This window comes from Lacicoccus kunmingensis DSM 17847 (assembly GCF_059568765.1).
The window spans coordinates 244,104-256,681 of record NZ_JCANUC010000002.1; the positions used below are offsets into that span (position 1 = coordinate 244,104).

The 12,578-nt window shown below is 40.1% G+C and carries 12 protein-coding genes; 3 read left to right on the plus strand and 9 right to left on the minus strand.

Annotation, left to right across the window (positions count from 1 at the left end):
- Positions 1-7: 7 nt before the first annotated feature.
- From BO48_RS03795 to BO48_RS03835, 9 genes are all read right to left on the minus strand, one after another.
- The gene (locus BO48_RS03795; protein ID WP_496366107.1) at positions 8-2,938 is read right to left on the minus strand and encodes an ATP-binding protein; all 2,931 of its coding nucleotides are present in this window, start codon (positions 2,936-2,938) and stop codon (positions 8-10) included.
- Positions 2,939-2,945: 7 nt separating this feature from the next.
- Positions 2,946-4,130 (minus strand): metallophosphoesterase family protein, encoded by a 1,185-nt coding sequence (locus BO48_RS03800; RefSeq protein ID WP_496366109.1) that lies wholly within the window; start codon positions 4,128-4,130, stop codon positions 2,946-2,948.
- Between the two features lie 92 nt (positions 4,131-4,222).
- Complete coding sequence (locus BO48_RS03805; protein ID WP_496366110.1) at positions 4,223-4,579, minus strand: YlbF/YmcA family competence regulator; 357 nt, start codon at positions 4,577-4,579, stop codon at positions 4,223-4,225.
- 50 nt (positions 4,580-4,629) lie between these two features.
- On the minus strand, positions 4,630-5,760 hold the full coding sequence (locus BO48_RS03810; RefSeq protein ID WP_496366111.1) for a DUF445 domain-containing protein: 1,131 nt from the start codon (positions 5,758-5,760) through the stop codon (positions 4,630-4,632).
- 113 nt (positions 5,761-5,873) lie between these two features.
- Positions 5,874-6,329 carry a helix-turn-helix transcriptional regulator gene (locus BO48_RS03815; protein ID WP_496366112.1) on the minus strand — a complete coding sequence of 152 codons (456 nt, stop codon included), beginning with the start codon at positions 6,327-6,329 and terminating at the stop codon, positions 5,874-5,876.
- Positions 6,330-6,524: 195 nt separating this feature from the next.
- A complete protein-coding gene (locus BO48_RS03820) occupies positions 6,525-7,811 on the minus strand; it encodes a dicarboxylate/amino acid:cation symporter (protein WP_496366113.1) in 1,287 nt (428 codons plus the stop codon).
- 214 nt (positions 7,812-8,025) lie between these two features.
- Positions 8,026-8,658, minus strand: coding sequence for a response regulator (locus BO48_RS03825; protein WP_496366114.1), 633 nt, complete (start codon positions 8,656-8,658; stop codon positions 8,026-8,028).
- Between the two features lie 4 nt (positions 8,659-8,662).
- Positions 8,663-9,769 (minus strand): GAF domain-containing sensor histidine kinase, encoded by a 1,107-nt coding sequence (locus BO48_RS03830; RefSeq protein WP_496366115.1) that lies wholly within the window; start codon positions 9,767-9,769, stop codon positions 8,663-8,665.
- Positions 9,770-10,012: 243 nt separating this feature from the next.
- Entirely contained in the window at positions 10,013-10,408 is a 396-nt protein-coding gene (locus BO48_RS03835; protein WP_496366116.1) for a hypothetical protein, read from the minus strand.
- 355 nt (positions 10,409-10,763) lie between these two features.
- Here BO48_RS03835 and BO48_RS03840 point away from each other — a divergent pair, with 355 nt between their 5' ends.
- Genes BO48_RS03840 through BO48_RS03850 form a run of 3 tightly spaced genes read left to right on the plus strand, consistent with a single transcriptional unit; the run spans position 10,764 to position 12,519 of the window.
- A complete protein-coding gene (locus BO48_RS03840; RefSeq protein ID WP_496366117.1) occupies positions 10,764-11,168 on the plus strand; it encodes a disulfide oxidoreductase in 405 nt (134 codons plus the stop codon).
- Positions 11,169-11,184: 16 nt separating this feature from the next.
- Complete coding sequence (locus tag BO48_RS03845; RefSeq protein WP_496366118.1) at positions 11,185-11,688, plus strand: thioredoxin family protein; 504 nt, start codon at positions 11,185-11,187, stop codon at positions 11,686-11,688.
- 3 nt (positions 11,689-11,691) lie between these two features.
- Positions 11,692-12,519 (plus strand): RluA family pseudouridine synthase, encoded by an 828-nt coding sequence (locus BO48_RS03850; RefSeq protein ID WP_496366119.1) that lies wholly within the window; start codon positions 11,692-11,694, stop codon positions 12,517-12,519.
- Positions 12,520-12,578: the final 59 nt, after the last annotated feature.

A 12,578-nucleotide genomic window follows, 5' to 3' on the forward strand; every position in this document is an offset into this window, starting at 1 on the left:
TTCACCTCTATTTAACTTTCTCTTTTAATCTGATTGTCTGATTGGATGGTATAGAAGTATCCAGATTACATGTGAAATAAAGGACCTGGTCTTTTACTTCGCTTCTTAAATAATCCATGATTATCTTCTTACGTTCCTTATCGAAGTGAACAAATGCATCATCAATGATGAGCGGCAGTTTATAATAGCCCTGCAGTGCTTTGATCAGACTTAATCTCAAGCTGATATAGAGCATCTCTTTAGTCGATTGTGACAGCTCCAGCGGATGGAATATCTGGCCATTTGAATGTTTGACCGTGATGCCGTCATCATCATAGATGACATTGATATATCTGCCTTTGGTCACAAACTGGAATATACTTCTCGCCTCTTCGATAACGATTGGCAGACGCTCATCCTTGATCGCCTTAATATGAGTTTCTATAAGCAGACGGATATAATTGAGTGACAGATAATCTTCAGATAGGCCTTGGATCAGGCTCTTTTTCATCTCATATTGGTGATTGAGTTCACTCAGTTTACCGTCACTTTCCAGTATGTTGATTTCCTGGTTGATTTCAGCCAGCACTTTTTGTTCATCCTGGACCATTTCATTGAAATGGTCAACCTGCTTGTTGATGCCGTCTTCCTCTTCTTTCAAATCGGCAAGCATCAATGAAGCCAGATCATTTCTCAAATCATAATCAAACAATTCTTCATCGAGTTTGTCACTCAGATTTTTAAACTGCTCTAAATTATTCTGATACTCTTCAAATTTACGGGCATGGTAATAATATTCTTCTTCATCATCCGCATCGACATAATCGAAAAGCTCGTCGATTTCTTTACTGGCTGTACTTACGCGCTCTTCCATTACACTGATTTCATTTTCCAATAATTTAATCTGTTCATCGAGCTGCTTGCAGTTGGCAATGTTTTCATTGTATTCCGTGAGCTTTTGATTCACTTCATAGAAAATTGAAGCATCGTAATAAGTGATGCCGAGCTTTCTGACATCATCTTTCACTTCACGTTTAAAGTCCTGCAGACTTTTAATGACATTATCCTTTTCAACATTATGTCTGCTGATTTGATTACGTTTCTGTTTAATGTCGCGAATGGTATGAATCGCATCGACAATATATTTATTTTCAATATCGGGATTTATCTTCAATTTACGCTTCACATCGAACAGATCCGTATTCAATCGATCATGGTTCGTTTCTTTGATTGCTAAAGTTTCCTTCAGTTCCTCAATCTTAACATTGAATGAAATGCGTTTCGATTTTTGTGTACGTAAATCCATTTTTAAATCTCTCGCATCATTCAAATCAAAATTGACATCATTTTCATTTTTAAGTGTTTCTATTTCATCTTTCAGCTCTGCAACTTCATGTTCATAGTCACTCTTCAGGTTTTCCTCTTCTTCCCTGTTTGTCAGCAGCAGGAATATAGATGCGACCAGAGCTATGCCTACAAAGACTGAGCCGAGAGTGAATTCAGAATTGACCAGATAAAGTACACCGATGATCATCGTAATAATACTGATGCCTAAAATTAAAAAGGTCTGATTGCGTTTCGTACGATTACGATCTCTTTTTTCACGCTCATATTCCTTTTCAATCAGCTGGTACATCTTCCCTTTTTCTTTAAGCTCGACTTCCTTATCCAGCACTTCTTTTTTTACTCTGATTCTTGAATCACTGATTTGTGAATCTTCAAGATCTGCGATTTCCTGATCAAGTTGTCTGATATCAGACTTTATATGATCAATCTCCCGAACAAGATATTGTTCTTCCAGGGTGACTTCATCAAGTTTGGCAAGAAGCGTCTGTACGGATTCACGGATGATATTCGAATCATCCACTTCCATATGCTCCTCCTGCCAGCCGATATCCTTTTGAAGCAGTTCAATCTCATCTTCGAGGTTTTCAATCGAATGTTTCAAACGGTCAACTTCGAGATTCTTCTGCTTAATTTCCGGCTCCCTTGTTTTAAGGCCTTCCAAATATTCAATGTTTTTTTCGTCAGGCAGTTCAATCTGCCCTATCTCATGTTTCAGCACTTTCAATTTTTCCAGCCTGAGATCAATATCTTTTTTAGCCTGGTCATAACTGTTTTTTAAACTCTCATACCTCTCTATCCCCTTTTCGGGAAATACTAAAGGCTCGACGTTCAAAACGCCTTCAAGAGCTTTCCAGTCTTTTATATCTTTATGATACATAATTTCTTTTATTTTCTGTTTGCGTACGGTGTCCAGCTGGTTGAGCGCATCTCTTTTTGCATTGATGCTCTCTTCATACTTCAGCTGTTCTGTCGTCAGGTGATTGTAATTTGCCTCTTCCGCTTCGAGCTTCCGTATCTTTTCATTGATTTCCTGGAGTTCAACAAGTTCCTGGTTGATTTCCGGGTTAATCCCGTTCTTTTTATACAGATCTTTCAGTTCCTGGTCGATCGCGGACAACATTTCATCGTATTCATGAGAGCCAAGCGCCCCTGCTCTCAGCAAATATTCCTGGAGTTTATTTTCAGTCATGTTTTTATGAATATCCTGCAGGCCGAGAACATCGAAGGAAAATATCGATCGGTATGTCCGTTTGTCAATATAGTTCAGTTTCCTTACGAGCCAGTCCGCACTGCGTGAAGTCCCGTCATTCATATAGATCTTCACATCACCCTGGACTTTGTTCCCTTTGACTCTTTCTATTTCTACCGGGCCCTCACCATCTTCGAAATCGACGACCAGCTTCCCGCCGTACATATTGTGCATTCTCGGTTCACGCCTCGGTTCCTGCTCCTTGCGCGTAGGAAAACCGAAAAGAACGGAATGGATGAATGACTGCATCGTTGACTTGCCCGCTTCATTTTCACCAAAAATCTGAACAAAAGGCGTAGAAGTTTTTAACTCGGTTTCAGCAATCTTTCCGTAACCATATATATTCAATGATAAAATTTTCATCTTTTCACTACTTCCTCATTAACATTTTCAAGCGTTCTTCCCCGAGACTCAGATAATCTTCTTTTTTAAGGTCCTGCATCGGCGGCAGGTGACGGTTGATTTTTGGATCCATATACATGGTATTCAACGCCTCTTTGAAGATTTCCTCGTTATCAGAGTAACTTGCCTTAATATCGTTTAAAATCGCTGTCTGATTTTGATTCAAGTAGTTGATGGACAGATGATCAATCCAAATGAAATGCCTTACGTCCTGCTCATCTTCATGCAGCAGTTCCAGCAGCTCCTTATAATCCACTTCGGAAAGTTCGTCGTCTCCTTCATGGTTGATGGTCAGCTGGATGATTTTCTTGCCCGCTTCCCGCAGACGTTCTTTAAATTCAACAATACTTTGATAAATGTCTTGTTTGTTCAGGGTCTTCATGTCCAGTTCATATTCTGCAAAGGTAATTTCATGAGCCTTTATGAATGATGTACTCAAATAAACATCATCGCCCTCTACAAGCAGAAACCCTTTATCGCCGTATTCATTTTTATGTCTGCCCTGAATATTTCCGGGATAGTGAATCGGCGGCAGATCGGACAGCTGTTCTCTGACATGTATATGCCCGAGTGCCCAGTAGTGGTATAGCTTACTGTTCAGTGTCTCCATATTAAATTCTGTATAACGTGTCTGATTATACTGGGATTTGGAATATGTCCCATGTAATATACCGATATGGATGCCTTCATTCATATGATTGACCGGATAGTCATCCAGTTTGTTTTCATAAGAATCATCCATGAAATAGCTGAATCCATGCAAAAAGACGCGTTCACCCTTTTGGCTCACACTCTCAAAAGTCTCTACGTTCTCTTTAAATACACTGACGTTATCCGGCCATTTGGATTTGACGTTTTCACTCAGAGGGTCATGGTTCCCGTGAATCATGTACACAAAAATCCCATTATCTTTCAAGCGTTCAAAACCTTTCTTCAAAAAGGTCTCGGCTTTCAAAGTACGGTTTTCTCTGTCAAAAACGTCCCCTGCTATGATGATAAAGTCCACTTGTTCTTCTATGGCTTTATCAAACATTCTTGTCACACTTTTATATGTACTTGATGTCAGTTCTTCAAATATATTGGGCGGCATTTTCGTTCGGGATTTGAACGGACTGTCCAGATGTAAATCCGCACTATGTATAAATTTGACCACAAATCTCACCTACTTTATATAATCATATATATATACAATCATTATAACAAAAATAAAAACAAAAGAGGTCTAATAATAGACCTCTTCAAAGATTAATTTTCGTTGTTGATACCGTATAACTCTTCAATTGGTTTCATGATGACACGGTTTAAGTCCTGAATCAGCTGGCTCATGTTTTGTTCAGCTTCCATCAGTGCTTTAATATTTTCATCATCTTCGATTTCAGCTGCAGAACTTTGTGCTTTTTGAACATCTTCTTCCAAGATTTCTTCACCCTGCATCTGCTTTTGCTGAAGCTCCATCTGAACCTGTCTGAACTCTTCAAAAAGCGCCTTTGATTCAGCGTTGCTGTTCACTTTAGCATAAAGATCTTTCATGCTGTTGAATTCATCTGATTCTCTTAACGCACTTTCCAGTGCATTGGCTTGATCGTATACATTTACTGACATCATAAAACTCCTTATTTTGTGATGTTTCTACTGTACCATACAATAATAAGTTATAACAACACTACAACTATACCTTGGAAAAGACCGATTATCGCACCTAAGATGAATCCGAGAAGTGTGATCATCTTGAACTCTTTGTTCGCAACATCCATCACAAGATTTTCAATATGATCCAGCTGGAAACTGTCAATCTGTTTTTTAATCACTTCGGCAAGCTGGAGCTTGTCCATGATTCTTCCCATGTTGTAAGCAAGATAATTGATCGTGTTGTCTTTCAGTCTGAATTTACCGCGTTCCTTGAATGAATTGAACAGTGCTTCATTGAATTCTACGATGGGTTTATTCAACAGTCCGCGTATATTGATCCGTTCCTGCATCACATCGCCGATACTCTCGATAAGATCATTTTTGTCACTTTCTGATAAAAATTCATTTAAGGATTTGTCCTTTAATTTATCGTACTCCTCAATGATAAAGCTTTCCACGATGCCAAGCATTTTGGGATGATTCAATAACTTGACCACTTCTCTTTGAATATTCAGTGCGATATTCTCTTTTGTCATGAAGTATTTGATCGACCTTGCCATCCTGCCTCTTTTTTCAATAAATTCATCTGTCATCGTGTAGAGATCATCGAAGCCTTTATCCGACATGATATAGCTTTCGACTTTCTGAATGATCTGGGGTTGTACCTGCAGAACTTTCATATCAATTGTATGCATCGCATCGGTCGGTACCAGACTCTCAATTTTGGAAACATACAGTTTATCGCCTTCTTCAGCGATCTTTTTACTCACTTCATTATTGAAGCCTGTGATGACTTTTTCAGAAAGACCTTCATGAAGACGTTCAAGAAAATACCCGATGCTCAATTTTTCGCTCTCAACAGTATCTATCTGTTTATCAATAAAGTTCATGATGAAGCGCTCTGTTTCTGGACTTTTCACTTTATCGATGAAGACGTCAGGCGTCAGCAGATGCCCTGTAATGATCTTACCGAGCTTGGTCGATGCCTCACTGCGTCTCGAAGGTATCACACCCGGTGTAAACGGGAGTTTTATTCCAAATATATACTTTGCTTTATATGGTCTGAACAGCATTTTTATCGCCAGCATATTGGTAAAACCTGCTATCAGAGACCCTGTCACTATCATAAATATAATCAGACCAACGGCATTCATTCGGTCCCCCCTCACTCTTCAAAGCTTTTCGCACTTCTAAATAATACCATAAAACGACTGTTCTATAGAAAAAAAGAGCAAAGCATCTGATCGCTTTGCTCTTTATATGAAATTTATACAGGCTGAAGTTCCACTTGTTTGTTGAAGAATGTTCTGATTTCACGCTCGATATAAGAGGCATGGACCGGCTGATTCTGATCGTTCATCACTCTGTATATTTTGTTGCCTTTATTAAACTGAAGTGCGTATCCACTTCTTGTTTCAAGCGTTTCCCAGTAAACTTTCTCACTGTCATAAAGTGGATATACACAATGACCTCTTGAGATTACTTGAGCCAGCTCCATGGGATCACCGGAAAAAGTATTTGTCAATACTTCGCTGTTTCTGAATAATGCACATAAAGAAATACAAGTCGTCCAGTTCGGGAGGATTCTCTCCTTTTCGATCTGAACTAAAGTTTTCTTTGATAATCCTATAGTATGGCTCATCGAATCCTGAGTGTACCCGGCTTCGGTACGTACCATCTTGAATTTAGACTGTAGAGTCTCTATAAAAGCCTGTTTATCCATTAAATAACACCCTTTCAATAATACAACTACCAATAACTATTTATAGTAACGTTAAATTATACACTTAAAACATGATAATATAAAATTACCAAAAATAAAAGAGTATACAAGATAAGTTCAATAAGTGTTCACTTATTGAATTCCCATATACCCCTACATTATATAGCTTTTTGCATCAAAAGTGTAAAATTCAGCTTACACCCCTGTTTTTGCTTTTTGTTCCTTCCTGTTCTGCTGTTCATTCAGCACGGAAGCAATCGCGGCATCACCTGTAATATTGACGGCGGTACGGGTCATATCCAGCAAGCGGTCGATACCGATGATAATTCCGATTGCGGCAGGATCAAGCCCCACTGCAGTCAGCACCATAGCCAGCATTACAAGACCGACACCAGGCACCCCGGCTGTACCGATACTCGCAACCGTTGCAAGAACTACGACGGTTACCATTTGCATGATGGTTAAATCGACACCGGTCAGTTGAGCAATAAAGACCGTCGCCACACCTTGCATAATGGCTGTCCCGTCCATGTTGATCGTCGCACCGAGCGGCTGGACAAAACTCGATATGCTCTTTCTGACCTTTAGGTTCTTTTGCGCTGTTTCCATTGAAATCGGCAGCACAGCACTGGATGAGGATGTACTGAATGCAACACCCATCGCCGGTGCAAATCCTTTAATAAACCAGATGAACGGTTTTTTCGCAAGAAACTTGATGACTGACCCGTATATGAATACTAAATGGATCAGCAGTGCAAGGAGTACACAGACAAAGTACATACCGAGCTGTTGAATCGCTCCGAAACCGGCCTGCGTGAATGCTGTCGCTACAAGACCGAATGCGCCAATTGCTGCAAAGTATTTCATGATTGCAAGCACTATCCACATTACGACTTCGTTCGCTTCTTCAAAGAGTTTGAGCAGTCCTGGAATTTTATCCTTCACTGCAATCATCGCAATACCGATGAAAATGGCAAATGCGATAATTTGAAGCATGTTCGCCGTACTCATCGCTTCAACGACGTTTGTCGGGATAATATTAATCAGCGTCTGGTCAAACGTCTGATTGATTGCTTCTCCCGTCTCTCCGCCGAGTTCGGTTTCACGGTAATCCTCAACTTCTGTTGAGTCCAACAGTTCAGACTGGCCGACGCCCGGCTTCAGTACAAGTGCAACAATCATCGCAATCGAGATCGCGATTGCTGTCGTCATTAAGTAAAATAATAAAGTTTTGACGCCTAAACTCCCTAAGGTTTTAGGATCACCGACACCCACAACACCGAGTACGATTGAAATGAATACGACAGGTACAACCATCATGAATATCATGCTCAAGAATAATTGACCGACTACATTGAATATATATTGGTCAATCCATTGCACCCACGCCTGGTCGGCCATTGGGCTGAAAATCGAGCCAATAGTAATACCGGCAATCAAGCCGATTATAATATATATAGTTAAACGGTTACTTACTTTCACACTATTCCTCCTGACAATGAAATGAAAACACTTTCAGATTATACATCTATATTCATATTTAAACAACAATTATTTTATTTGATGTGTCATATAAAATGTTTCTGGAAAATTCCACATGAGTGATATATATAATCAGTAGGTTTCAGGAAAATTCATGCACATAAAAAACGTCTCATCAAAATTGATGAAACGTTATTTTAAGCCAACTGTCTTATCAAAGTTTGACCAGGTTATATTTGATTGCGTATATGACAGCCTGAGTGCGGTCGGACACTTCAAGCTTATTTAAAATATGGCTCACATGTGTTTTAACAGTCTTTTCACTGACATATAACGCTTCGCCAATCTCTTTATTGGACTTACCTTTGACAATTTCTTTCAATACATCTATTTCTCTTGCGGACAAGGCGTTCCTTTCATGCGGCAGGTCTCCTGTATTGTCCATGATTTTCAAAATGTTTGGATGGATGACCTTTTCACCCTGAATGACATCTTTGATCGATGTTACCAGTTCTTCCGCTTCCATTTCCTTGATGATATAACCGTCTGCCCTTGCCTGGAAGACCGGACGGATATATTCTTCGCTCGTATAGCTCGACAGCACCAGTACTTTCACTTTCGGATACTCGGTCTTTATTATACGGGTCAGTTCGATGCCGTCCATCTGCGGCATCACCAGATCGAGCAATATTAAATCCACTTCTTTATGGTGTGCTTCCAAATAATCCAGAGTTTCCCTGCCGCTGCCGAAGTCATCCACTACATTGATATTATCTGTCGTGGATAATAGAAACTTCATACCTTCTCTGACGATGTGATGGTCATCTGTAATTATGACATTATACATTCTCTCACTCCTCTATCGGAACTATAATTTTCACAGTTGTGCCTTTGCCGATCTGTGTATCTATATCCAGCTCTCCGCCAAGTGTTCTGATTCGTTCACGCATGTTGCTGAATCCGTAACTGGTTTCAGTGTCACTTTCCAGACCAAATCCGGTGCCTTTATCAGAAACCGTCGTTTCAAGTTTCTTATCACGCACGGTCATATTGACCTGGGCTCCCCTCACGCCTGAATGTTTCATCACGTTGTTCAGACTTTCCTGAATGATCCGGTACAGTTCTATTTCAACCGCATCACTCACATTATAGAAGCCGTCCAGTTCTATATTAACATCGACACCGATGAGACTGCTGTAGGATTCTATCGCGTGCACGATACCATTTTCCAGACCGATCGGTTTCAGCTGCCATATCAGGGCTTTCATTTCCTTCATGGCATGTTTAGAAGTATTCTCGATTGATACAAGTGCTTCATCGATCTTTTTGCCGTCTGAGAGGGCTTTAGCGGCATGGGAAGTGATGCCGATGGAAAACAACATCTGGTTGACCGAATCATGCAGGTCACGAGCCAGTCTCTGGCGTTCTTTGATGACGACACTCTCCTTCTCTTTTGCCGTCAGCTCGATACGCTTCAGTGTCGAACCAATCTGAAAAGCGACAGATTCAAGCAGTGCCAGTTCATCACGGTCGAATTCTACACGGCCGGGGCTCGCGACATTCAAAAGACCGAAAGACTCCTGTCCGGAAATGAGCGGCATGGTGGCGTGATGTGTAATACCGTTATTTTCGCCGGGGAATTCCAGTTGCGCTTTTTCCAGTCTCGAACAGACGAATATATTCGTCGCCGTCTGCAGCTGCTGTTTATGGTAGGCTCTGACACACCAGCAGCTCCCGTCCTTCAAATAATGACAGCCCCGCTTTTTCATTGAAGGCGGTAGCTGATAATCTGCAGCAAGCTCATGCTCCCCTTCTTTATTGATGAAGAACACCCAGCCGGTTTCAAACTCCGTATGGTTGACCAGTTCACGCAGTGCACCGTTCAACATCGTATGCAGATCGGTCTCTTCATTTAAAAACTCTGCGATATCTTTTAATAATTGTAATTTGCTCTTCATGTAAACACCCTAATTTATATCTGATGTAAGTAATTTATAATCACTTCAGTGACAAATGCTTTTAGACTATGCTTCTAATATTATAATCCAATTTTAGAGTATCATATAACTCAATAGGCTTATAATTAGTATTTTAAACCGATTTAATGATGGATGAGTCAAGTTTCTGCCATAGCTTAAAAATTCAGGCCACCTTTCTCCATTTCAATTTGGAGTACAGATGGCCTGACACTGGTGTTCTATTTAATCCGCTGCTCCCGGCATATCTGCGTCGAATACTTTATTCAGCCTTCCTTTAGAGAAGTTATACATCGACCGGGCAGATGGGAACATCGACTTCGCTTCATTTAAGCTGATATCTTCTTTTTCAAGATGTGTATCATCATCAAAAACGATGATGAGCTGATCCATCGTCGTGTTTTCATTATGCAGCTGAAATATTTCAACTTTGAATACTTCATCATAAATACTGTCTGTATCGGTTTCATCTTTTTCAATCGATAACGATTTGGATGACAAGGAAACTACCAGATTGCCGCTCACCGCTTCAAATTCCCCTGCAGGTCTGGCCGTTCTGCCTTCTTTGACCATTTGTGCCAATTCCAATATATTCAGCCGCTCAGTCTTTTTACTAAACATTTTAACAACTCCCAAATAATTCTTGATGGTGGATTTCATATTTGATTCAGAGACCTATAATACAAAACCAACATGTGAATATCATGTTATATTGAAGTGGATACCAACAAGCAATAAAAATGAAATCACATAAGACAACCTCATGATACCATTAATTTATCAAAGTATAACAACTGACCAAAGATGAACCCGGTCAGATGGGTTATTTAAAGCGGAGAAATCACCTTGAAATTATCTCACACAAAGTTCACAAAAAAGCCTGCCCGGACCATTCGGATGAAAGTAATTTATGATAAAGTTGAAAATATCGAATGGTATGAACACAGCTAAAGAAAGTAAGAGGATGGTTCGTTCTATGAAAAATAACAAATTATTTATGCAGTTAATCTTTTTAATATCATTGGTTGCAACGCTCGGTTCATTGTATTTCAGTGAAATAAGATTATATGTGCCTTGTGAGATGTGCTGGTATCAGCGGATAATCATGTACCCTCTTGTCATCATTTCACTGATCGGTCTTATTAAAGAAGATATAAATTCAAGAATTTATGTCAGAGTGTTCAGCGGTATCGGTATATTGGTTGCAATTTATCATTACAGCATGCAAAAGTTGACTTTTGTTGCTGACAGTCTGCCAGCTTGTACAGGCGTGGACTGTACTGTACAATATATTAATTGGTTCGGTTTTATTACCATCCCACTGCTGTCACTGATCGCATTTACACTTATTTTCACGCTTTCATTATTCATTAAAAAGTAAAAGGAGATTTTTCAATATGGGAAATAAAATATTTTACGCTATCATCGCTGTAATCGTTATTGCCTTTGTGGCAGTATTTTTAGTTTTAAATAACAGTTCATCAGATCCGGATCAGCTGAGTGATTCAGGTTACTATCCTTACACGGATAAGGAGCCGGAAGAATTAACAGGACCGACCATCGATGCACTGGACAACGAGGACTATCAGTTCAACAAGACACCTGATGAAGTCGCAAGCGCAATCGATGAAAACGACAGCCAGTATGTCTACTACTGGTCACCGACATGTTCACACTGTCAGGAAGCAACACCGCTTCTGGTCGATGCATTTGACCAGTCAGGCGAAGATCTGATTCAATTGAATATTCTTGAATACGAAGCGCCTTGGGCTGAATATGAAATAGAAGCAACACCGACTTTGATCTACTTTGAAGACGGCGAAGAAGTTGAGAGAATGACAGGGAATCCTGGAGATGTTGCATCTTATGAGTCATTTATCGCTGCAACTTCCGGAGAATAATATATGAAATTTACAGTACATGAAAATTTTAATGATATGTCACTTGAAAACATTTTAAAGACCCTTCATCTTCCGAAAAAGGAACTTCATCTTCTAAGAATGTCAAAAGACATAAAAATCAATGAAGATAACAAACCTTTGAATACTGTCGTTCAAACAGGAGATACAGTCATACTGCCTGATGATGGTGAGACAAGCCAGTACAAGCCGAGCTACAGAACATGTGAAGTACTATATGAAGATCGTTACCTTGCTCTGCTGTTCAAGCCGCGCGGCGTTAAGACTCACCCGAATCAGATGCATGAAACCAACACACTTTTAAACCATGCGCTGTACACATTGGATGTCGATTATCTGGAGCCTGTACACAGACTGGATCAGGAAACGAAAGGCGTCATACTCGTCGCCAAACATCCTTACGTAAAAAAGATGCTTGACCATATGCTGAGTGAACGTGAAATCCAGCGGGTTTACATCGCGAGAGTCGATACTAAAAAACGTGTTGAACCTCAAAGAATTTCAGCACCGATCGCTAAAAACCCTAAAGAGAGAAATAAATACCATGTTTCTCAAAAAGGTAAAGAAGCCGTCACAAATATCATCCACTCAAAAGTGACCAATGCATACTGTGAAATTGAACTCGAACTTGAAACAGGCAGAACCCACCAGATCAGAGTCCACCTTCTGCATATCGGCATGCCGATTATCGGAGACACTCTATACGGCGGTGCCACGCTTAGGGACCTGCAGCTGTTCAGTTACAAGATGAGCTTTATTCACCCGATACTTCAAAAAGAAGTGACAGTCGCACTGGATAAAGACACATTATAAAAAAGAGTCCCCCTGAAAACCTCAATTGACGAGATTTCAGGGGGATTTTTATTGAGATA

Bases quoted from the DNA above. Each gene is read 5' to 3' on its own strand.
- BO48_RS03835 (WP_496366116.1), bottom strand. From the start codon at position 10,408: ATGTTTAGTAAAAAGACTGAGCGGCTGAATATATTGGAATTGGCACAA.
- BO48_RS03830 (WP_496366115.1), bottom strand. From the start codon at position 9,769: ATGAAGAGCAAATTACAATTATTAAAAGATATCGCAGAGTTTTTAAAT.
- BO48_RS03845 (WP_496366118.1), top strand. From the start codon at position 11,185: ATGGGAAATAAAATATTTTACGCTATCATCGCTGTAATCGTTATTGCC.
- BO48_RS03825 (WP_496366114.1), bottom strand. From the start codon at position 8,658: ATGTATAATGTCATAATTACAGATGACCATCACATCGTCAGAGAAGGT.
- BO48_RS03840 (WP_496366117.1), top strand. From the start codon at position 10,764: ATGAAAAATAACAAATTATTTATGCAGTTAATCTTTTTAATATCATTG.
- BO48_RS03810 (WP_496366111.1), bottom strand. From the start codon at position 5,760: ATGAATGCCGTTGGTCTGATTATATTTATGATAGTGACAGGGTCTCTG.
- BO48_RS03795 (WP_496366107.1), bottom strand. From the start codon at position 2,938: ATGAAAATTTTATCATTGAATATATATGGTTACGGAAAGATTGCTGAA.
- BO48_RS03850 (WP_496366119.1), top strand. From the start codon at position 11,692: ATGAAATTTACAGTACATGAAAATTTTAATGATATGTCACTTGAAAAC.
- BO48_RS03805 (WP_496366110.1), bottom strand. From the start codon at position 4,579: ATGTCAGTAAATGTATACGATCAAGCCAATGCACTGGAAAGTGCGTTA.
- BO48_RS03815 (WP_496366112.1), bottom strand. From the start codon at position 6,329: ATGGATAAACAGGCTTTTATAGAGACTCTACAGTCTAAATTCAAGATG.